At 66.2% G+C, this 21,471-nt stretch carries 20 protein-coding genes, 1 tRNA gene and 2 riboswitches; of the genes, 14 read left to right on the top strand and 7 right to left on the bottom strand.

Annotation, left to right across the window (positions count from 1 at the left end; genetic code table 11):
* Position 1: 1 nt before the first annotated feature.
* Positions 2-235: a hypothetical protein gene (locus QMG72_RS11380; RefSeq protein WP_283480541.1), complete on the bottom strand. Its 234-nt coding sequence runs from the start codon at positions 233-235 to the stop codon at positions 2-4.
* 178 nt (positions 236-413) lie between these two features.
* Between QMG72_RS11380 and QMG72_RS11375 the strand changes: the two genes are divergently transcribed.
* Genes QMG72_RS11375 through QMG72_RS11365 form a run of 3 tightly spaced genes read left to right on the top strand, consistent with a single transcriptional unit; the run spans position 414 to position 2,815 of the window.
* On the top strand, positions 414-797 hold the full coding sequence (locus QMG72_RS11375; protein WP_024366560.1) for a cold-shock protein: 384 nt from the start codon (positions 414-416) through the stop codon (positions 795-797).
* 9 nt (positions 798-806) lie between these two features.
* The gene (locus tag QMG72_RS11370) at positions 807-1,421 is read left to right on the top strand and encodes a DUF3027 domain-containing protein (RefSeq protein ID WP_283480539.1); all 615 of its coding nucleotides are present in this window, start codon (positions 807-809) and stop codon (positions 1,419-1,421) included.
* Positions 1,422-1,465: 44 nt separating this feature from the next.
* On the top strand, positions 1,466-2,815 hold the full coding sequence (locus QMG72_RS11365) for an MFS transporter (protein ID WP_283480586.1): 1,350 nt from the start codon (positions 1,466-1,468) through the stop codon (positions 2,813-2,815).
* Positions 2,816-2,842: 27 nt separating this feature from the next.
* Here the strand turns inward: QMG72_RS11365 and serC are convergent, their stop codons facing one another.
* A complete protein-coding gene (serC, locus tag QMG72_RS11360) occupies positions 2,843-3,970 on the bottom strand; it encodes a phosphoserine transaminase (RefSeq protein WP_283480538.1) in 1,128 nt (375 codons plus the stop codon).
* A gap of 265 nt (positions 3,971-4,235) precedes the next feature.
* Between serC and QMG72_RS11355 the strand changes: the two genes are divergently transcribed.
* From QMG72_RS11355 to QMG72_RS11315, 9 genes are all read left to right on the top strand, one after another.
* Positions 4,236-4,934, top strand: a complete 699-nt coding sequence (locus tag QMG72_RS11355) for an iron-dependent transcriptional repressor DtxR (RefSeq protein WP_283480537.1) — start codon at positions 4,236-4,238, stop codon at positions 4,932-4,934.
* Between the two features lie 139 nt (positions 4,935-5,073).
* Positions 5,074-5,287, top strand: a riboswitch (cyclic di-AMP (ydaO/yuaA leader).
* A gap of 4 nt (positions 5,288-5,291) precedes the next feature.
* The gene (locus QMG72_RS11350) at positions 5,292-6,113 is read left to right on the top strand and encodes a M23 family metallopeptidase (protein WP_282360689.1); all 822 of its coding nucleotides are present in this window, start codon (positions 5,292-5,294) and stop codon (positions 6,111-6,113) included.
* 146 nt (positions 6,114-6,259) lie between these two features.
* A riboswitch (cyclic di-AMP (ydaO/yuaA leader) is annotated at positions 6,260-6,418 on the top strand.
* Between the two features lie 257 nt (positions 6,419-6,675).
* Positions 6,676-7,452: an NlpC/P60 family protein gene (locus QMG72_RS11345; RefSeq protein WP_283480536.1), complete on the top strand. Its 777-nt coding sequence runs from the start codon at positions 6,676-6,678 to the stop codon at positions 7,450-7,452.
* Between the two features lie 221 nt (positions 7,453-7,673).
* Positions 7,674-8,174, top strand: a complete 501-nt coding sequence (locus tag QMG72_RS11340) for an HNH endonuclease (RefSeq protein ID WP_283480535.1) — start codon at positions 7,674-7,676, stop codon at positions 8,172-8,174.
* 71 nt (positions 8,175-8,245) lie between these two features.
* Positions 8,246-8,905: a molybdenum cofactor guanylyltransferase gene (gene mobA, locus QMG72_RS11335; RefSeq protein WP_226776389.1), complete on the top strand. Its 660-nt coding sequence runs from the start codon at positions 8,246-8,248 to the stop codon at positions 8,903-8,905.
* Between the two features lie 21 nt (positions 8,906-8,926).
* A complete protein-coding gene (locus QMG72_RS11330; protein ID WP_226776390.1) occupies positions 8,927-9,214 on the top strand; it encodes a DUF6457 domain-containing protein in 288 nt (95 codons plus the stop codon).
* The gene (locus QMG72_RS11325) at positions 9,211-10,716 is read left to right on the top strand and encodes a molybdopterin molybdotransferase MoeA (protein WP_283480533.1); all 1,506 of its coding nucleotides are present in this window, start codon (positions 9,211-9,213) and stop codon (positions 10,714-10,716) included. The genes QMG72_RS11330 and QMG72_RS11325 overlap by 4 nt, the downstream gene beginning before the upstream one ends.
* Before the next feature lie 76 nt (positions 10,717-10,792).
* Positions 10,793-11,683 (top strand): formate dehydrogenase accessory sulfurtransferase FdhD, encoded by an 891-nt coding sequence (gene fdhD, locus QMG72_RS11320; RefSeq protein ID WP_283480532.1) that lies wholly within the window; start codon positions 10,793-10,795, stop codon positions 11,681-11,683.
* Positions 11,684-11,786: 103 nt separating this feature from the next.
* Complete coding sequence (locus QMG72_RS11315) at positions 11,787-14,810, top strand: alpha-mannosidase (protein WP_283480531.1); 3,024 nt, start codon at positions 11,787-11,789, stop codon at positions 14,808-14,810.
* Positions 14,811-15,153: 343 nt separating this feature from the next.
* Here QMG72_RS11315 and QMG72_RS11310 read toward each other — a convergent pair whose 3' ends face one another.
* On the bottom strand, positions 15,154-15,903 hold the full coding sequence (locus QMG72_RS11310) for a hypothetical protein (RefSeq protein ID WP_348774717.1): 750 nt from the start codon (positions 15,901-15,903) through the stop codon (positions 15,154-15,156).
* Positions 15,885-16,631: a hypothetical protein gene (locus QMG72_RS11305; protein ID WP_226776394.1), complete on the bottom strand. Its 747-nt coding sequence runs from the start codon at positions 16,629-16,631 to the stop codon at positions 15,885-15,887. Before QMG72_RS11305 ends, QMG72_RS11310 begins: the two co-directional genes overlap by 19 nt.
* A 242-nt stretch (positions 16,632-16,873) precedes the next feature.
* Between QMG72_RS11305 and QMG72_RS11300 the strand changes: the two genes are divergently transcribed.
* Positions 16,874-18,544, top strand: coding sequence for an ABC-F family ATP-binding cassette domain-containing protein (locus QMG72_RS11300; RefSeq protein ID WP_282360698.1), 1,671 nt, complete (start codon positions 16,874-16,876; stop codon positions 18,542-18,544).
* Positions 18,541-20,454, top strand: a complete 1,914-nt coding sequence (locus tag QMG72_RS11295; protein WP_226776396.1) for an ABC transporter ATP-binding protein — start codon at positions 18,541-18,543, stop codon at positions 20,452-20,454. The genes QMG72_RS11300 and QMG72_RS11295 overlap by 4 nt, the downstream gene beginning before the upstream one ends.
* Here the strand turns inward: QMG72_RS11295 and QMG72_RS11290 are convergent.
* The 3 genes from QMG72_RS11290 to QMG72_RS11280 all read right to left on the bottom strand — a co-directional run bounded on the left by QMG72_RS11290 (position 20,451) and on the right by QMG72_RS11280 (position 21,411).
* Complete coding sequence (locus tag QMG72_RS11290) at positions 20,451-20,855, bottom strand: NUDIX hydrolase (RefSeq protein ID WP_226776397.1); 405 nt, start codon at positions 20,853-20,855, stop codon at positions 20,451-20,453. The genes QMG72_RS11295 and QMG72_RS11290 overlap by 4 nt on opposite strands.
* Complete coding sequence (locus QMG72_RS11285) at positions 20,852-21,337, bottom strand: DUF6314 family protein (RefSeq protein WP_283480528.1); 486 nt, start codon at positions 21,335-21,337, stop codon at positions 20,852-20,854. Before QMG72_RS11285 ends, QMG72_RS11290 begins: the two co-directional genes overlap by 4 nt.
* Position 21,338: 1 nt before the next feature.
* Positions 21,339-21,411 (bottom strand) — tRNA-Arg (locus QMG72_RS11280).
* Positions 21,412-21,471: the final 60 nt, after the last annotated feature.

The following is a 21,471-nucleotide window of genomic DNA, read 5'->3' as shown; positions in this document are numbered from 1 at the left end:
GTTACCTTCCGTCCGGTTCCCGGGACCGTCGCCGGGCTGCCACGGACTCGATCACAAGCAGGAGCATCAGCAGGAAAGAAGCCGGAAGGCCGTAAAGGGCAGTGGCGGTGACCCACACCGGCGGCACTGCACTGCTGACGGCCATCGCCATCACGACGCCGACGGCCGTGAGTGAGAGCACGGCGGCGCCCGCAGCAATGATCAGCAGCGGCCGTTGAAAACGCAGTTCAGTCATGGGGCTAACGCTAACAGCCCGGCTTGTCCCGCGCCCCAACCAAGCAAAGTGGACTCGGCAGGATAACCTTGGGGGAACAGACCAGCACGGTCCGGGCAGCCACACCCTAAACCCGCATATCAATGCGGACGCGGTGGCCGCCGGCCGTGTCACCAGCGGAACGAAGAAGGTTGATTACGTGCCTACCGGCAAGGTCAAGTGGTATGACAAGGAAAAAGGCTTCGGATTCCTCGCGGGCGAGGACGGCCAGGAAGTCTTCCTGCCGAAGTCGGCGCTGCCCGAGGGCGTAACCGAGCTCAAGGCCGGCACCCGGGTTGAATTCGGGGTAGCTGACGGCCGTAAGGGCGCCCAGGCCCTGGGCCTGCGCGTGCTGGACAAGACGCCGTCCATCGCCAAGGCCAAGCGGCCCAGCGCAAAAGATCTTGCTCCGCTCGTGCAGGACCTTGTCAGCGTTCTGGACAACCTGTCCGGAACACTTTCCGCGGGCAAGTACCCGGAAGGCAACAAGGGCAAGGCTATCGCCGTCGCCCTGCGTAAGGTTGCCGACGAGCTGGACGCGTAGGCCGCGGCGATGACTCCGGATAGTACTAGGACCCCGCCGGCAGCCGCCGGGGATAAAAAAGCCGGAAGCAAAGAAGGCACCAAGCCGCGGGCCGGGGTTCCCGTGTGGCGCACCGGCAAGCCTGATGCTTTCCTGGCCGCCGCGGTCGACGCCGCCCGCGCTGCCATTGAGGGCATCGCCCCCGCCGAACAGGTCGGCCGGCACCTGGCGGCCAAAAGCGAAGGCGACCGCCTGGTCACACACCTCTTCGAATCGAAGCTTGCCGGCTACGGCGGCTGGCAGTGGTACGCCGTGCTCACCAGGAACTCCAGGTCCAAGGTTGTCACGGTGGACGAACTGGGCCTTTTGCCTTCCGCGGACTCGATCCTGCCGCCCGAGTGGATCCCGTGGGCCGAGCGCGTCCGCCCGGGCGATGAGCAAACCGCGGATGAAGCTGGCTCCCCGGCACGGGCGGCAACCCGCGAGGACACCGGCAGCTCTGACGCGGCCGTGGTCCCCGGCGGTTTTGAGGACGCCCCGGAGGCCGGCGCCGGCGACCCTGACGGCGATGACCCTGACGGCGATGACTCCGACGATGCCGCAGGTGACGGCCCGGACGAGCATCCTGAGGCAGAGGCGCACTAGCGGTTGGAACAATCGGGGATGCTGCGCAGTGAGGGCTGGACATGATGTCCACCTTCAAGTCCCTGCACATCCTGAACTACCGGATCTGGTTCGTCGGGGCGATCGTCTCCAATGTCGGGACCTGGATGCAGCGCACAGCCCAGGACTGGCTCGTTTTTGACCACCTGACCGAGCACGACGCCAGCGCCATGGGCATCACGATGGCCCTGCAGCTGGGACCCCAGCTTTTCCTCGCTCCCGTCGCCGGGCTGATGGCGGACCGTTACCACCGCAAACAGCTGCTCATCCTGACCCAGTCCGCGATGGCACTGCTAAGTGCAGGGCTGGGCATCCTGGTGATTTCCGGTGCGGCGCAGCTATGGCACGTCTATGGGTTCGCCCTTCTGCTGGGAGTCGTGTCCGCCCTCGACGCCCCGGTGCGGCAGACCTTCGTCTCGGAACTGGTCCACGATGAGTACCTGCCCAACGCGGTGGCCCTCAACAGCGCTTCCTTTAATGTGGCCCGGATGATCGGACCGGCGGTGGCGGGTGTCCTCACGGTTGCTGTCGGCCCGGGCTGGGTCTTTATGATCAACACCCTGACCTTTGTGGCGCTGCTGCTGAGCCTGTGGAAGATTCCCGCCACGACGCTGCGCCTGCTGCCCCGCGCGGCTGCCGGCAAGGGGCGGATCCGCGAAGGGCTGCGCTATGTGCGGTTTCGGCCGGACATAGTGGTGGTGCTCGTTGCGGTATTTATTGTGGGCACGCTGGGACTGAACTTCGTGTTGTTCATCGCGGCTATGGTCGGAACGGAATTCGGCCTGGATGCCAGCGCCTTCGGGCTGATGAACTCCATCATGGCCATTGGCTCGGTCGCTGGCGCGCTGCTGTCAGCCGGCCGGAAGAAGCCCCGGCTGCGGTTCATTTTCGGCGCGGCCGGTGCCTTTGGTGTGACCTCCGGCGTCGCCGCGCTGGCCCCCAGCTACTTCTGGTTCGGGGTGGCACTGGTACCGGTCGGGCTCTTCGCCATCACGATGATGACAAGCGCCAATGGCTATGTGCAGACCACGACTGACCCGGTGATGCGCGGCCGGGTGATGGCGCTCTATATGGCCATCTTTATGGGCGGCACGCCGATCGGCGCGCCGTTCGTGGGCTGGGTGGCGAACATTGCCGGTCCGCGCTGGGCCCTGAGTATCGCGGCGGCGTCCGGACTGGTCGCTGCCCTGATCGGGCTGTTGTGGATCGTCCGGGCCAAAAGGCTGCGGCTCCGGTTTGACCGCCGGGCCCGGGGGCTGAACCACTTCCGTGTCGTCTCCGCCGGCACGCGGAGGGAAGCTGGACCCGACGGCAGCGGGCCGCCGGCAGGCGGCGCCGCCCGGGGCCAAAACCCGGGCGGCGCCGTCGAACACTAACGCTGCGGCGCCGCTGCATTCGGGGTGCTACTTTTTCAGTTCGCCCACCACATAGTCGATGCATTCCAGCAGAGCCGAGACATCGTCCGGATCGATGGCCACGAAAGTGGCGATGCGCAGTTGGTTACGGCCCAGTTTCCGGTACGGTTCGGTGTCCACAATGCCGTTGGCGCGCAGCGCACCGGCGATCGCGGCTGCATCGACCGAGTCGTCGAAGTCGATCGTCGCAATGACGTTGGAGCGGTCCTCTGGCCTTGCCACAAACGGGGTGGCGAACGCCGAGGCCTCGGCCCAGCGGTAGATCCGTCCCGCTGAGTCCGCGGTCCGTGCCGAGGCGAAGTCCAGCCCGCCGTTCGTATTGAGCCACTGCACCTGGGCGTCGAGGGTAACGAGGGTTGCCAGCGCCGGCGTGTTGTAGGTCTGGTTCAGCCTGGAGTTCTCAATCGCGGTTTGGAGGTCCAGGAAGTCCGGGATCCAGCGGCCGCCGGCCTTGATCCGGGCCGCGCGCTCCAGCGCGGCCGGGGAGAACAAACCAAGCCAAAGCCCGCCGTCGGAAGCAAAGTTCTTCTGCGGAGCGAAGTAGTACACATCCGCTTCCGCGACGTCGACGTCCAGTCCGCCGGCAGCTGACGTTGCGTCCACCAGGACGAGCGAACCCTCATCGGCGCCTTCGACGCGCCGCACCGGAGCCGCGACGCCGGTGGACGTCTCATTCTGCGGCCACGCGTAAACGTCGACGCCGGCTTCGGCCCGGGCTTGCGGACGGGTGCCCGGCTCGGACTTGATGATGGCGGAATCGGCCAGGAACGGTGCCTTGTTGGTGGCGGCAGCGAACTTGGAGCCAAACTCGCCAAAGGACAAGTGCTGTGCCTTGTTCTCCACCAGGCCGAAGCTGGCAATATCCCAGAACGCGGTTGATCCGCCGACGCCCAGGATGACCTCATAGCCCTCAGGGGCGCGGAAGAACGCGCTGAGCCCGTTCCGGACCGACCCGACCAGGTTCTTGACCGGCGCCTGGCGGTGCGACGTGCCCAGCAGCTTTGTCGCCGCGGCGAGTGCTGCCATCTGTTCCGGGCGGACCTTGGACGGCCCGGCGCCGAAACGGCCGTCCTTTGGAAGGAGGTTTGCGGGAATCGTGATGCTGGTGTCGCTCACAGTGGCTCCAATTTTCGGCTGGTACTACGGGTGGCTCGGGTGACGGCCCGGCAGGGTGGCTGCGGCGGAGCCTGTTGTTTCATTCTGCCTGACTGTCCCGCGGGGGAGGCAAAAGGGACCGTCACAGTCCGGTCATTGAGATTATCCGGAGTAACTCAAATTAGGCTAAGCTGGCCTGCGAACGTACGGCGGAACCCGCCAGGTCGCCGGCAGCGCACGGTACGGTGGAAATCACGCAAGGACGGCGCTCGAGGAGCTGAGCTGAATGACGGATCTGATCGATACAACCGAGATGTATCTTCGGACCATTCTGGAACTTGAAGAAGAGAACATCGTCGCCCTTCGCGCCCGCATCGCCGAACGGCTGCGCCACTCCGGCCCCACTGTTTCCCAGACCGTAGGCCGGATGGAACGCGACGGGCTTGTGGTTGTATCCGGAGACCGCCACCTTGAACTGACCGGCGTTGGCCGCAAGCGAGCCATCGAAGTCATGCGCAAGCACCGGCTTGCCGAGCGGCTGCTGGCCGACGTCATCGGACTCGACTGGGCCTATGTCCATGAGGAGGCGTGCCGCTGGGAGCATGTGATGAGCGAACGGGTGGAGCGGCGGATCTTCGAACTTCTCAACCATCCCACCGTCTCGCCCTATGGCAATCCGATCCCGGGTCTGGCGGAACTGGGCGGCCTGCCCGCCGACCCCAACCCTGACAGTGTCGTGAATCTGCTCGAAGCCATGGCCGGCTATGGGCCTGATTCCAGTGTCAGGGTCAACCGGCTGGCCGAGCCCATCCAGGTAGAGCCGGAGCTGTTGGTCCAGCTCGATGAGGGCGGCATCCGCCCCGGCGCCCTGGTATCCCTGGAGCGCGTGGGGGAGTACATTTCAGTGCGCGTTCCTGACATCGAAGGTGCCCTTGAATTACCGCCTGAGGTCGCTGCCCACGTCTTTGTAACCATCGCTTCCTGATGTTGCCGCGACAACCCGGGGCCGTCCGCGAGTTGTCCACAAGCTGATAACGGATTTATCACTGGACGGCTTAATCGCCTATAGTTGGAGACTAGTACCGATATCAAAGCGTTATCTGATCCGAAGCCGAGCCCTGCCAGCGGAACAGTCGCAGAATCATCTCCTGGCAGGGGCGGGGGAACCACTTTTGGCTGTTTAGCGGCCTTGGGGTGAAGACCGTCAGCGGCAAGTACCCACAAACACGGAATCCATCGGATGCCCCTGCGCGTGATTGCTTGCCACGGCGGACCGGGTCGTTGATCTCTCTGACCCGAATCCGACAGCTAACTCCGCAGGCTCTCCAGAGAGGAACCGTTGTTGACCACCCAGACCGCCAAGGGCCGCCGCCGTGCGACCGGCCCTGCCTCGGAGCCGCGTCCCGCCGCTGCCATGACGGCAGAGCGTCCGCGTGACGCGCACCGTGACGCGCGCAGGGACCGCCGCAGCCCCTTCCGCCAGGTAACAGATTTTGCCGCCGCCAGCGGTGTAGGCCAAAAGGCGGGTCTTGCACTGGCCGCTGCGGGCTTGGCCCTCACCGTCACAGTTCCCGCAACTGGCCCTGTTCTGGCCACAGACGCCGGCTCCGGCGCGGCAGCCAGCCCGGCAGCCGTGCAGCCCGATGTGACAGCAGCAGCGGCCAAGATCGACTTCAGCCGCACGGCAGTAACCACCAAGGGCGATCCGGACGGAAAGCTCAAGCAGTTGCTCAGTGCACAGTCCGCTGGCTCGATCACCCGGGCGGCCTCCGCAGGCAGCCTTGGGGCGCCGCTGGACCAGATGGTCACGGCGTCGCCGTTTGGCTACCGCGTCAGCCCCATCACCGGAGGCTCGGGCGAGTTCCACCGCGGGCAGGACTACTCGGCGCAGTGCGGCACCGTCGTCCACGCTGCCGCGAGCGGCACCGTGACATTCACCGGCTGGCACCCCTACGGCGGTGGTAACCGCGTGGTGATCGACCACGGCAACGGCCTGGAGACCACCTACAACCATCTGTCCTCCGCCAGCGTGAAGGTGGGGCAGCAGGTCTCCCGCGGGGATGTTGTGGCTCTTAGCGGCACCACCGGCGCCTCCACCGGCTGCCACCTCCACTTCGAGGTTATGGTCAACGGCGAAGTCGTCGACCCGACCGGTTGGCTCTGAAAATAGAGGGGACACTCTCGCATTCTGAGGACACGCCGTGATCCGAATGTGACATTAGGGTCCAACTGCTGTAAAGTTTGAACCACGCCAACTTTTTCGAAGTTGGCGCTCTTGAGTGGATTGCCTAGCTCTGCCACCGCTCAAGGTCCGTTCGCATGACATCGTCTGGCAGGGGCGGGGGAACCAATTTTGGTCTTCGCAAGAAGGCCTTGGGGTTAAGTCGCAAAGCTTCCCAGGAAGCAGCGCGGCCGGGTGACTCCCATCCGAATCCGACAGCTCACCTCGCAGGCATTGGGAGAGGCTACTTTCGTGCATACACGCCAAAATTCCGCGCTTCACCGCGCTTGCGCTGCTCTTTCGAGCCCGCTGGAATCCAATGAACGCGCCGGCCTTGCCGGTGCCCGGACCGCAGGCCACACGGTTGCCGCTTTTGGCGCGTCTTCGCAGTACACCCTTCGCTAAGTAACCCATTTTCGGGGCGATCCGGCGTACCCCCAAGATGCCGGAGCGTCCTCAGCCCGCGCCTAAAAGCGCGGACCAGGAACACGAAAGAGAGAACTTAATGACTACTCGTGCAAACGCACGGCATCGCGCCGAGGTCACCAAGACCAACTCGCTGGCCGTCATTGCCAAGGCTGTCGGCGGCAACGCCGGCGGCATGGGTCGCCAGGCCGCAGTTATCGCTGCTGCTTCCGGCCTCGTCCTGACCAGCGGTATCGCAGCCAATGCTGCTGAGGCCAACGTTCAGCGCGAATCCGCCTCCGCTTCCACACTCGACGTCCAGTCGAGCACCCCGGCTGCCATCTCGGCTGCTTCCACTATCGCGATCTCCTTCGAGAAGCCGGCCGTCACCACCACCCCGGCTCCGGTTGTTGAGGCCCCGAAGCCCGTTGTGAAGGTCCAGGAAGCGCCTGCTGCCAAAGCGGCCGGTACCCAGGTAGCTGCCGCCGCAACTGCCGCCACCGGCACCGCGGTAGCAGCCGTTTCCAAGGCGCCGGCCGTCGCCAGCGGCATGGGCGCAACGATTGCCGCTGCCGCTTATGCCCAGCTCGGTGTTAGCCAGGACTGCACCGCACTGGCCACGAACGCGCTCGCTGCCGCAGGCATCAATTACCACGGCTGGCCGGCAGGTTACCTGTCCCTCGGCCGCACGGTGAGCGCCGCCGAGGCACAGCCGGGCGATCTTGCCTACTACCAGAACGGTGGCGCCGGCATGGCCCACATCGCCGTCTACGTCGGCAACGGCATGGCCGTTCACGGCGGCTGGAACGGTGGAACCACCTCCCTGCAGACGGTCAACGTCGGCTCCGGCCCGGTCTTCATCCGCGTCGGCGGCTAAGACAGCAGCTTTAGCAACACCTAAGGACCCCCGCCAAACGGCGGGGGTCCTTTGTGTTGCCGATCCGTGAACTTCGGCCGACACGGGCAGGGGAGAGCAAAAAAGATTCGGCGAATTGCCATGTCCGTGTTTACTCTTGTTTTGTCGATCCATAGCCCGACCATGCACAGGGCAGCCGGCCCTCGTGCCCCTGGCGGGTGCGGCCGTGAAGAGGTATGCGGATGCGCACTCTCGTTCTTAATGCTGGATATGAGCCGCTGGCGGTGGTGACCTTCCGCCGGGCGCTTGTCCTTGTGCTGACCGGGAAAGCCAGCGTAGTGGCGGAAGGCGGCGAACCTGTGGTTGGGCCGCAGGATGTGCTGGGCCGGCCGTCAGTGATACTGCTGCACCGCTATATCAGGCCCCGGTACAACACCACTACGGCGGTGAGCCGCCGCGGTGTGCTCCGCCGGGACGGACACCGGTGCGCCTATTGCGGCAAAGCCGCGCACACCATCGACCATGTCCAGCCCAAATCAAGGGGCGGCGCGGATTCCTGGGAGAACCTGGTTGCTGCCTGCCTGCGGTGCAACAACGCCAAAGGGGACCACACCCCGGCGGAGATGGGTTGGAAGCTCGGGTTCAGCCCGGCACCACCGAGGGGCACCATCTGGCAAATCAAAGAGCTGGAGAAACCAACACCGGCCTGGGACCCTTTCCTGCTGCCGGAATCCGCTGCCTGAATCCGGCCGGCGTTGGCTCGGACCCGGTCGTGGGCTTCGGTGGCGGGCCTGGAGGGCGCTAGGCTGGGCCGGTGGAATTCGATGCTGTTATTCTCGCCGGGGGCCGGTCCTCCCGGCTCGGAGGTGTCCCCAAGTCCGGACTGATCCACGACGGCGCCACCCTCCTGGAGGGTGCCCTGCGTTCTGCGCGGGGCGCGGTGGCTGTAGCCGTCGTGGGGCCCGACCCGGGACCGCTGCCCCGAGGTGTGGTGCGCTGCCGCGAGGACCCGCCCTTTGCCGGACCGGCCGCCGCCGTCGCCGAAGGCCTGGCTGCGCTGGAACGCAGCCGCGGCGCCCGGCCCCGGGCCCCGTACACCCTTGTCCTGGCCGTTGACATGCCCGGGGCAGGTGCCGCCGTCCAGGCGCTGCTGGACGCAGCGGCGGAAGCACCGCCTGGTGATGGCCTGATGGCCGTCTCGGCGGAGGGTCGGCGGCAGCCGCTTGTCGGTCTATATGGCACAACTGTGCTTTTACGTTGCGCCGCGGAGGCTTCGCAGCGCGGCGCGCTCGAAAACGCGTCCGTGTTCGCCCTTCTTGCTAGGCTGGAGGTGCGGGAAGTCAACGTCCCCCAGGGGTCTACCGATGATGTGGACACGTGGGGCGATGCCGCCGCGTTAGGGGTAAGCGAACCGGCCGGTGCCATACCCGCGACAGCCGACAACCCGGCATCCGGCCCGGGGCTCCCCGGCTGAACTCAAACTTGGAGGCAAACGGTGAAAAGCCAGGATGAAACTCTGGAAGAGTGGTGCCGCGCCCTGCTCCAGGCCCTGGAACTGGACGGCGTCGAAATTGACATCAACGAGGTCCTGTCCCTGGCAGGGGTCGCGGCGCACTCAGTGGTGCGCCCCGCGGCCCCCCTAACGACCTTCATCGCCGGCTTTGCCGCGGGCCTGGCCTCCGGTTCCGGCCAGGCCACGGATGCCGTCTCGATGCAGGCTGCGATGGCCGTGGCCCGCAAACTCGCCAAGGACTACGCAGCCAACGAAGCATCCGACGCATGACCACTGCACCCCTTAGGGGCAGTGCAGTTGGAGCGGGGGAAGTGCCCGAGCCCGGGCTCAGCGGCCCCCTGGCCGGGGTGGACGCCGGTGAGGCCGGTGAGGCCGCGGACCGTCCAGCAGTCAGGACCGATGCGGCGGAAGCCAGGCCGCATCGGCACTTGGCCCACACCTGGCAGGAAGCCCGGGAGCTCGCCTTCACCTGTGCAACCCCCGTCCCCGCCGCTCCCGTGGCCCTCCGTGCCGCTCTGGGGCGGACCCTGGCCGCTGATGTGGAAGCGCTCGTGGACATGCCGCATTACGCGTCCTCAGCCATGGATGGCTGGTCCGTCAATGGAAGCGGACCGTGGATCCTTGCCGAACCAGGCCAGCGGCTGGCTCCGCACCAAGCAAGCCCGATTGTTACCGGCGGGCTGATCCCGGCCGGGGCGAAGGCTGTGCTGCGCAGCGAAAGCGGCACCATTGTTGCCGACGAGGATGGGCTTCCGGTCCTAAAGCTCGGTGGAGCTGCGAAGCCCGGCGAGCCGCGAAACGGCGAGCACATCCGGAAAGCAGGGGAGGAAGCCGCCGCTGGCGCGCTGCTGATTAAGGGCGGTACCCTGCTCAACCCTGCGCACCTGGCCCTTGCCGCCCTGGCTGGCCACGACAGCCTCCCGGTGCAGGGCAAAGCCGTGGTCCGGCTGGTATTTACCGGATCCGAGGTGCTGGCAGCCGGGATTCCGGAGCCGGGGAAAGTGCGCGACACCTTCGGTCCCCAGCTGGCAGGCGTGGTGGAAATGCTCGGGGGGATCTGTACCGGCGAAACGAAGATTGGCGACAGCTACACCGAATGGCTCAGCGCACTCGAAGACACCGACCCACCGGAGGACAGCCCGGGGGCTGCTGCCGGGCTGCACCACGAGTCCTCAGGCGCTGAGCTGCTGCCCGCCGACGTCGTCATCACCACGGGCGGCACCGGCATGTCAGCGACCGACCACCTGCGCCGTTCGGTGGCCGAGCTGGGCGGCCGCCTGCTGATCGACGGGATCGCCATGCGACCCGGACATCCGGCCGTGCTGGCCGAGCTGCCGAATGGCAGGTTCATCATCGGGCTGCCGGGCAACCCGCTGGCGGCCATGATGGCACTATCAACCATCGGCGCTCCGCTCCTGGCAGCGCTGGGGCACCGGCCGGTTCCGCCCGTCACGGCAGTGCCCTGCGGCGCCACCCTCGAAGCGGACCCCGGCCGGACCCGGCTGATGCCGTTCCGGCTGCTCTACGGCATGGCATCACCGGCGCAGCACACCGGCCCGGGAATGATGCGCGGACTGGCCGCCGCCGACGGCGTGCTGGTGGTCCCGCCGCACGGCGCACAGCTGGGGGAAACCGTTCCTGCCTTCGCGCTGCCCTGGGGTGCACCCCTGCCGGACCCCGCCGCGGCGAAGGACAAGCCTGCGCCCAGGCGGCCTGCCAGGAAGCCGGTGGGCACCGGCGGGCCCGTGGACTGGAGTGAACTGCTGGGTTGACGCCCGGTGTTGAAGACGCGCTGGCCTCCCGGCCCGGCGCTTGCCATGATGGAACTATGTTGGTTAGGAAGACCTGATGGGCCGCGTTACGCAACGCCGCAAGGTGCACAAATATGTCCTGGACGGATCCCCCCAGGCCCTCGAATTTCCGGTCCGTCACCGTGAAGACGTGCTCGCCGTCGAAGAGCCGCTGGAGATCCGGATCGACAGCCTGTCCTTTTCCGTCACCATGCGGACGCCGGGCAACGACTTTGACCTCGTGGCGGGTTTCCTCGTCTCCGAAGGGGTCATCTGGAACCATGAGCAGCTGGTTTCGCTGCGGTTTTGTGCCGGGGAGGATGAAAACGGCGTCCAGACCTTCAACGTTGTGGAGGCCCAGCTGAGACCCGACGTCGTCCGCCCGGCCACCGGACGGAACGTCTACACCTCCAGTTCCTGCGGCATTTGCGGCACGGACTCCATTGAGGCCGTGCACAAGTCCTCACATTTCAGCCCCGCCGAGGACCCCCTGGTGGTTCCCGTCGCTACTCTTGCGGGACTTCCGGATCAGTTGCGGGAAGCCCAAGCCGTCTTCGACGTCACCGGCGGGGTGCACGCCGCCGGACTGTTCCGGACCGCCGAGGACGGCTCGGCAGAGCTCCTGTGCCTGCGTGAGGACGTGGGACGCCACAACGCCGTGGACAAGGTGGTCGGCTGGGCCCTCCGGGAGGGACTGCTGCCGCTGCGGGGGACCGTGCTGCAGGTTTCCGGGCGGGCATCGTTCGAACTGGTGCAAAAAGCCGCCCTCGCCGGTATCCCCGTCCTCGCAGCAGTCAGCGCGCCGTCGAGCCTGGCCGTCGAACTGGCCGAGAACAGCGGCATAACGCTTGTCGGATTCAGCCGCCGCACCTCGCTCAACGTCTACTCGGGCGCCCACCGGGTGGCTATGCCCGCCCGCGAGGACGGACACGCACACACGGGAGGCTAATCTGCGCCGGCGGCCGCTTGGTTTGAGGCTCACGGCGGCGTAGATTTTATCCATCGAATGGACGCATTTTGGCGTCCTCCATGCCAGCTCAAAGAGGAACACATTGCACGACGACCGCCGCCTCACGGAAGTCCGTCTGGACCGATTTGTCCGCGAACGGATAGCACCGGCGGTCCATCCGCGCAGCGTGCCGCTTAACCTCAGCAGCTGGGACGTCCCGGGCGAACCCGTCCCGGCCCTGGAGGCGCTCCGGCAGCGGTTCACGCCGCAGGAGCCCGGAGCGGCCTGGGGCAAGCCCTGGAGCACCAAGTGGCTGCGGCTGCAGGGGGACGTTCCCGATGCCTGGGGCACGGCAAGTGACACCTCGGTGGAAGTACTTGTGGATCTGGGCTTCAACGGCGATCTTCCCGGCTTCCAGTGTGAGGGAATCGCCTGGCGGCCGGACGGAACCATCGTCAAGGCCATCTCCCCGCGGAACCAGTACATTCCGCTGAAGCTTTTGGGCAGTGGCATGGCCATCGACTTCTATGTCGAAGCGGCCGCGAACCCTGATCTCTCGCAGGGGTGGACGTTCGCGGCGACCCCTTACGGGGACAAGGCGACCTCGGGCAGCGAACCGCAGTACCGGCTCGGCAGGATCGTCATCGCAGAACTCAACCAGACCGTCTGGGAGCTGCAGCAGGACATCTGGACCCTCAGGGGCCTGATGCACGAACTGCCGATGGAACTGCCCCGCCGGCACGAAATCCTGCGTGCGTTCGAACGGATGCTGGACGTGATGGATCCCGACGACGTGCCGGGCACAGCGGCGGCCGGGCGCGCGGCCGTGGCCGACGTCCTTGCCCGGCCTGCCTATGCCTCGGCCCACCGGCTTCTGGCGACCGGACACGCGCACATCGACTCCGCCTGGCTCTGGCCGGTCCGGGAAACCATCCGCAAATGCGCCCGCACCTTCGCCAACGTGGTGGCACTTATGGACGAGGATCCAGGGTTTGTGTTCTCCTGCTCGTCGGCCCAGCAACTCGCCTGGATCAAAGAGCTGTATCCGGAACTGTTTGGGCGGATCCGGGAAAAGGTGGCCGCGGGCCAGTTCGTTCCCGTCGGCGGCATGTGGGTGGAGTCGGACACCAACATGCCCGGCGGCGAGTCGATGGCCCGCCAGTTCCTGGAAGGCAAGAGCTTCTTCCTGGCCGAGTTCGGGGTCGACTGCCAGGAAGCCTGGCTGCCGGATACCTTCGGCTATTCAGCTGCCATGCCGCAGATCGTCAAAGCCGCGGGCAGCAAGTGGTTCCTGACCCAGAAAATCTCCTGGAACCAGGTCAACCGCATGCCGCACCACACCTTCAACTGGGAAGGGATCGACGGCACCCGGCTCTTTACGCATTTCCCGCCGGTGGACAGCTACAACTCCGAACTCAGCGGCAGGGAACTTGCCCACGCCGAGCGGAACTACCGGGACCACGGCCACGGAACCACTTCGCTGGTTCCCTTCGGCTACGGCGACGGCGGCGGCGGGCCGACCCGCGAGATGCTGGCAGCTGCCCGACGCACCGCGGACCTTGAAGGATCACCGAAGGTGGAACTCGGGTCGGCTGCCGGCTTCTTCGCCCGCGCCCAGGCCGAGTACGAGGCGCTCCCCGTCTGGGTCGGCGAGATGTACCTGGAACTGCACCGCGGCACGTACACCAGCCAGGCCAAAACGAAACTGGGCAACCGGCGCAGCGAACATCTCCTGCGGGAAGCTGAACTCTGGTGCGCCACGGCAGCAATCCGCGCGGGGAATACCTATCCGGCGGCAGAACTCAAGCGGCTCTGGCGGCTGGTGCTCCTGCAGCAGTTCCATGACATCCTCCCCGGCAGCTCCATCGCCTGGGTGCACCAGGACGCCGAACGGAACTACGCCGCCGTCGGCCGGCAACTCGAATCGATCATCGCCGACGCGGCCGCGGCCGTGCTGGGAGCGGGGGACACTGACTTCCTGCTCAACGCCGCCCCGCACGGGCGGCACGGTGTCCCCGCGCTGGCTGCGGCAGAACCAGTCTTCGCCGGAGAGCCTGTCCTGGCCGGCGAAACCGCCGGCGGCTACATCCTGGATAACGGAATCATCCGCGCCGTCATCAACGCCGACGGCCTGCTCGAATCGCTGGTCGACCATACCAGCGGGCGGGAGGCGATTGTTCCCGGGCAGTTCGGAAACCTCCTTGAGCTGCACCGGGACACCCCCAACGAATGGGATGCCTGGGACATTGACGCGTTCTACCGCCGGAACGTCCTGCCGCTGACGGAAGCGTTGTCGGTGACACTGGAGAGGGGGGCACGGGACGCCGTCGTTGTGGTTGAGCGGCTGGCCGGTTCCTCCTCCGTCACGCAACGGATCTCGCTGGCGGCGGGCGCCGGTTCGTTGGCAATTTCGACGGCGGTTGACTGGCAGGAAAGCGAAAAGCTGCTCAAGCTCGGGTTCGCGCTTGATGTCCGCGCGGACCGGTCGGCGTCGGAAACCCAGTTCGGGCACGTCTTCCGCGCGACCCACCTCAACACATCCTGGGAAGCCGCGAAATTCGAGGTCTGCGCCCACCGCTGGATTCACGTCGGGGAGCCGGGCTACGGGGTGGCCATATCCAACTCGTCGACGTACGGCCATGACGTGACCCGCAGCATCCGGGAGTCCGACGGCGGGACGACCACCACAGTGCGGCTCTCGCTGCTGCGCGCGCCCAGGTTTCCGGACCCGACGGCGGACAGGGGCCGGCACGAACTCAACGTCACCATCCGACCCGGCGCCGCCATTGCCGACGCCGTCGAAGAGGGCTACCGCACGAATCTGGCACCGCGGATTCTTCGGGGCGCGCACGGCGTGGAACCGCTTATAACTGTCTCTAACCGGGCCCTGGTTGTGGAAGCCCTGAAGCTTGCGGAGGATGGTTCCGGCGACGTGGTTGTGCGGGTCTATGAATCGCTGGGGGAGCGGTCCGCGGGACTCGTGACGGCCAGGTTCCCTGCCCGCGGCGTCCAGAGCGTTGACTTGCTGGAGCGTCAGGTGGTTGCCCCGGGTGTGAGCCTGGGGGCAAACACGGCGGACCTGGAGCTGCGGCCCTTCCAGCTCGTGACGTTGAGGTTTGCCCGCTGAGCTCGGCCTGAGATTGGCCGTCCACCCGGATATGGGGCGTTAAGCAGGCTGAGTGGGAGCGGTCCACTCGGACCGCTACCACTCATCCCCCCAATGGTGCGCTGGCGGCCACATCCACTCCGCACGGATTCTTGCCGTTCACGAAGTTGGGCCACTTTCACACATTCATGATTCTTTCACGATCTAATGATTTTGTGAATGCCTGGCGGGAGTTCTTAGGTAATGTTGCCTAAGCGTTACCAGATTTGGTCTGAAGCTCCTCGGATTACCAGGAACCGCATGGCGATCGTAAACAGCAGGTGGCGGCATCGGAGCCGGCGCCTGTTGCCCGGCCCGCCGGCCCTCATCCAGTCAAGCGGGGATGCACTGTCCTGGATTTCAGGGCCGCAATCTTCGAGAGCCAGATCAAGGCGAGCCCCAGTACGAGGCTCAAGATAGCGGTATAGCTGAAGATGAACCGCAGGTACGCCAGCGACTCTGGAATCACCGGCGAGAGCAGGCTCAGGGTAATAGCTACGGAACCAAGGGCCAGCAACGCAGCGCCGAGCCGCACGAGACCGGGCATGCTGCTGCGGACCGCCCGGACCATGGCAGGGAAGAGCGCCAGCGTGATGTACGCCGGGTAGAGCCGTCCGGCGGCTCCGTAGATTTCCACAAGTGCCGCGTTGTAGGCGTCCTTGTCGTAGACCGCGATCAATCCGGCCGACGAACCAACCGTATCCATCATCAGGAACACCACAACCACCGCCACCGACGCGGCTGCAGCAAACGCGATTCCGGGCAGGCCGGTCAGCAACCGGAGGGCGTCGTCCGCGCCGAATCCCCGGGAGATCCTGAGTCCAAGTGCGAAGACGGTGCCGAAGATGATAAAGCGCAGCAGCAGGTTGGCAACGTTTATGCCACCCAAAACCATATCCACTGCAAGATACGGTGCATCGATGCTCAGGAGGATGGCGGCCGTCATAAAGGCGTAGACGAAGAACAGCGATCTGTTCTCCCCCCGGATCGCACTCGGGATCCGGGCGATTGCGACGAGAGCGCAGACCGCCAGCGTGGTCCACTGCAGCATCGCGATCATCCGAGGTTCTCCCATATCTTTTTCGTTTGTTCGTGTTCCTGTTCCTGGCGGCGCAGGGTCCTGCCAAGGGACTGCAGGCGCTCGCCGGCCAACGCCGTGAGTTCGCCGTCGGAGATGGCATCCAGCGCGCCCTGCCGTGCTTGCGGGGCCCAGCCGGCTTCTGCCTCGGTGATCAAGCCGGTAGCGACGAGACCGCCGGTGAACCCTACCCCGGCCGCGCGGGCAGTCGCGACCGCCAGTTCCGGGGAGAGCCGGTTGGCGGTCAGCTGGGCCGAATAGTTCTGCGGCGCCACTCCGGTAGCGTCGGATACCCGGTGCCGCAATTCGCCGTCGTCGATCGCGTCAACCCAGTTCCGGACCGAGGTGGCGTGCGGTGGCGGGACCAGCGCGGGCGTCAATGAGCTGCCCTCGTCCCCGTACCCGCCGTACGCCGGAGCGGAGCGGGAAATGACGGAGCGCAGCAAGTCCATCGTGGATATCTGGCTGACCAGTTCGGCAGCGGTGGGCGGCCGCGGCCGCCCGGCCAGCTCGCCGTAGCTGTCGAAGGAGCTGAGGTCTTCCAAGGGGCTGCGCTGCAACGCCCGGCTGATGCTGACGAGAGTGGTTTCCGCGACCTTTCCGCGCACCAATTGCTGGGCGAGCGTGGTCCGCTTGATCCCGGCAATCCTGCAGATATCGGCAGTGCTGGCGGTGGGAGCAACGACGTGGAGCCAGAGTTGAAACGCCTTGGCGGGTAGGGGCATCTATGGCTTCCTGCAGAGTCGAATGAAAGGGCGGTTTTTTTGGAGTTCGCTGGTGCGGGACTGCATTGATTTTACCGGAGATGCTGATTCAACTATGCTAAATGCTCGAACCCGCTGGTCCGTACACCCCCCAAGTCCGGACCAGCGGGTTCTTTTTCTGCCCGCCGGCGGGCGAGCGCAAATAACCCGATAACCCCCGCCCGGTGGCTGGCTGGCGTGGGCCGCGGTGAGAGAATGGATCAATGACTGCAACCCTTGTTGCCAAGGACCTTTCCGGTGGACACGACCACCGGACCCTGTTCGCCAAACTTTCACTCACCGTCGCGCCGGGCGACGTCGTCGGCGTTGTGGGCGCCAACGGCGCGGGCAAGTCCACGCTGCTCCGGCTGCTTGCCGGCGTGGACGAGCCGCAGGAGGGAACCGTCAGCCTGGCCCCGGCAGACGCGTTCGTGGGCTGGCTGCCGCAGGAACACGAACGCCTCGCCGGTGAAACGGTGGCCGGCTACATCGCACGCCGCACCGGCTGCGCCCAGGCCACCCTCGAGATGGAGTCCACCGCCGAAGCGCTTGGCTCCGGCGCGCCCGGCTCCGACGACGCCTACTCCGTGGCTTTCGACCGTTGGATGGCCTCCGGTGCAGCGGACCTGGAAGACCGGATCCCGGCGGTTTTGGCGGACCTCGGCCTCGAGGTGGGGCCGGACGCCGAAATGACCGGACTCTCCGGCGGCCAGGCGGCGCGCGTGGCGCTCGCGGGCCTGTTGCTCAGCCGCTTCGACATCGTGCTCCTGGACGAACCCACCAATGACCTGGACCTCAATGGACTGGCCAAGCTCGAGGCCTTTGTGCAGGACCTGCGAGGCGGTGTGGTGCTGGTCTCCCACGACCGTGAGTTCCTCGCCCGCTGCGTCACCACAATCGTCGAACTGGACCTTGCGCAAAACTCCGTAGCGGTCTACGACGGCGGCTACGAGGCCTACCTTGAGGAACGCGCCGTCGCCCGCCGGCACGCCCGGGAACGGTACACCGAATTTGCCAACACCAAGGCCGATCTTGTCTCCCGGGCCCGGACGCAGCGCGAATGGAGCTCCCAGGGCGTCCGGAACGCCATGAAGAAAAACCCGGACAATGACAAGATCCGGCGCGCCGCCAGCACCGAATCCTCCGAAAAGCAGGGCCAGAAGGTCCGGCAGATGGAATCCCGCATCGCCAGGCTCGAAGAAGTCGAAGAGCCCCGCAAGGAATGGCAGCTGCAGTTCAGCATCGGGGTGGCCCCCCGCTCCAGCGGCGTTGTGGCGACCCTCCGCGACGCCGTTGTGCATCAGGGGGACTTCACCCTTGGCCCGCTGAATCTGCAGCTCAACGCCGGGGAACGGATCGGCATCACCGGCCCCAACGGTGCCGGAAAGTCCACCCTGCTCCGCCTGCTGCTGGGCATCCAGCGGCCGGATTCCGGTGACGCTTCCATGGGCGCGTCCGTGGCCGTCGGCGAGATTGACCAGGCCCGCGGGCTGCTGGCCGGCGGGCTGCTGCTCGGAAACGCAGTCGAAGAGGTACTGCCGGACCAGACCCCGGCCGAAGTCCGGACCCTGCTGGCCAAGTTCGGCCTCAAGGCCGACCACACCGCGCGCCCGGTGGACTCGTTGTCGCCGGGGGAGCGAACCCGGGCGGCGCTGGCCCTGCTGCAGGCGCGGGGCGTGAACCTGCTGGTGCTCGACGAGCCCACCAACCACCTTGACCTGCCCGCGATTGAACAGCTCGAAGAAGCCCTGGAAAGCTATCCGGGCACACTGCTGCTGGTCACGCACGACCGCAGGCTGCTGGAAAACGTGCGCCTTGACGCGCGCTGGAACGTGCAGAACGGCGTCGTCACGACGTTGCTGGGCCACACCGCCCCGAAAGGCAAAAACACATGAGCATGGACCGGGTAGCCTGGAGCTCCCTCTATAACATCACACGCGCCTCGAGCGGTTCCAAGCCGTTTTCGAAGGAGACGCTCAAGCGTGTGTTCAGCTTCGCCCGACCGCACAAACGCAGACTGATTGCCTTTGTGCTGCTCTCTGTCGTGATGGCCGTGTTGGCCGTCGCCACCCCGGTCCTCGCAGGCCAGGTGGTTGACGCGATAATCGCCGGCGCGGCTACCGGGGCTGTTGTGTGGCTGGCTGTGCTGATCGCCATCGTGGCGGTTGCCGAGGCCGGATTGGGCCTGGTCACGCGCTGGCTGTCCTCCACCATCGGCGAAGGCGTGATTGTGGACCTTCGCACCAAGGTCTTCGACCACGTCCAGAAGATGCCGATCGCCTTCTTCACACGCACCCGTACCGGGGCGTTGGTGAGCCGGCTGAACAACGACGTGATCGGTGCCCAGTCGGCCTTCGCCGGTACCCTGTCCGGCGTGGTCAGCAACGTCGTAGCCCTGGTCTTGACCCTGGTGGTGATGCTGGGGAAGTCCTGGCTGGTGACAGTGCTCGCCATGATCCTGCTGCCCATCTTCCTGATTCCGGCCCGCCGGATGGGCTCCAAGCTGGCCGACCTGCGCCGAGAAGCGGCGGAGCACAACGCCTCGATGGGCACCCAGATGACGGAGCGCTTCTCCGCCCCGGGCGCTACCCTGGTGAAGCTTTTTGGCCGCCCCGACGAGGAATCCCGCGAGTTCGCGTCCCGCGCGGGACGGGTCCGGGACATCGGCGTACGCACTGCCATGCTGCAGTTTACGTTCGTGACTGCCTTGACGCTCGTCTCTGCCCTGGCCCTGGCACTGGTCTACGGCCTCGGCGGCTTCCTGGCGCTGCAGGGGCAGCTTGCCGCGGGCGACGTCGTGGTGCTCGCCCTGCTGCTCACCCGCCTTTACGCTCCGCTCACCGCACTTTCCAACGCCCGGGTCGAGATCATGAGCGCCCTGGTCAGCTTCGAGCGCGTCTTTGAGATCCTGGACCTCAAACCGCTGATCCAGCAGAAACCCGATGCGGTGTCGTCCCCGGCCGGTCCGCTCGCCGTGGAGTTCGATGACGTCCGCTTCTCTTATCCCGCCGCGGACAAGGTCTCCCTGGCATCTCTGGAGGATGTGTCCACACTCGACACCCGCGGCGGCGAAGAAGTGCTGCACGGGATCAGCTTCCGGGTGGAGCCGGGGCACACCGTTGCCCTTGTTGGGTCCTCGGGCGCCGGCAAGTCCACGATTGCGCAGCTAATGTCGCGCCTGTACGACGTCGATTCCGGCGCCGTGCGCTTTGGCGGCTCAGCCCCGGGCACCGGTGTGGACGTCCGTGACCTCACGTTTGATTCCATGCGGCAGACTCTCGGAATGGTGACCCAGGACGGGCACCTGTTTCACGAGAGTATTGCGTCCAACCTGCGGCTGGCCCGCCCGGAAGCCAGCGACGAGCTGATGTGGGACGTGCTGCGGCAGGCCCGGCTCGAAGACATGATCCGTTCCCTCCCGGACGGCCTGGATACCGTGGTGGGCGAACGCGGCTACCGGCTCTCGGGCGGCGAACGCCAGCGGCTCACGATCGCCCGGCTGCTTATTGCCCAGCCGCGCGTCGTAATCCTGGACGAAGCCACCGCGGCCCTGGACTCCACAAACGAGGCCGCGGTCCAGGAGGCGCTGGGTGCCGCGCTCGAGGGCAGAACAGCCGTTGTGATCGCGCACCGGCTGTCGACCATCCGGGCGGCCGACGCCATCCTGGTGGTCGAGGACGGCAGGATTGTGGAACGGGGCACACACACCAAGCTGCTGGCTGCCGATGGCCGTTACGCCGAGCTGTACCGGACGCAGTTCGCCGAGGCCAGCGCCGTGGCGGAAGAGGCCGTTCCCGGCGTCTAGTCCGGCTGGACCAGGAGGGCGGGCAGCACGTGGTCGGTGAGCAGCGGGGCGAGATCGCCCGGTAGCTCTGCCCCGAGGTCCAGCCAGCGGATCTCGGCGATTTCCGCGGATGGCTGGGCGCTCCAGGTCCCCGGAGCCGTATAGACCGTGGCCCGGATCTGCGTCGCGGCCTCGTTCGCGGCGTCCGCGAACCAGATTCCCAGCAAGACCAGTTCCTCGGCGGCCAGGACGATCCCCACCTCTTCGGCCAGTTCCCGGGCCGCGGTCTGGGCTGGCGTCTCCCCGGGTTCGGGTTTGCCGCCGGGATGCATGAACTTGTCCGTGCCCCGTTTGCGGACGGTGAGCAGGCGTCCTGCCTCGTCGAAGACACAGACTGCGGAGACAACAATGAGCGGATTCATGAGGCGGAGCCCGGAATGCGGCGCAGAACCGAGACGAGCCGTTGGTCCTTGGCTGGCCCGGTGACATCCCATTGGTAAGAGAAATCGTCCGGGCCGCCTTTGCTGTAGCTCACGCGGTACCGGTCCGGGTCGCACCAGTGCTGGTCCCGGCTGGTCTGGGGGCCGAAGCCCATCCGGTGGAACGGACGGCCGTCCGGGAAAAACATGTCCATCGTGTCCGGGGTGCCCGTGCGCCGCAGCAGGTACTCCCGGCTGGCCTTACCGCTGAAGGGCCCGTGGCCGGCGGAGGCCCATACGGCGGTCCCCTCTTCGCGGAACCGGAGGCCGCCGCCGTCTCCGCTGCCCTTGAAGCTGACGACGCCGGTGAATGTACCGCGGGTGCCGTTGGACCTGTCCAGCAGGGATCGCTCTACGGTCCAGCTGCCCAGGAGATAGGCCCGGAGATCAAAGCAGGGCGCCTGGCGCAGGGATGGGGGGTTCAAGTGCCCTCGATTGGAATCGAACCAACGACACCGGCTTTAGGAGAGCCGTGCTCTATCCACTGAGCTACGAGGGCGGGCATCCGTGCCGGCCGGCCGGGGCCGGCCCGTTCGGACACGGATATAAGCATACAAGG

This window comes from Pseudarthrobacter sp. PH31-O2, assembly GCF_030063265.1.
Taxonomy (GTDB): Bacteria; Actinomycetota; Actinomycetes; order Actinomycetales; family Micrococcaceae; genus Arthrobacter.
Note: the sequence above shows the minus strand (reverse complement) of the source record. Positions and strands in the feature narration are given on the sequence as shown.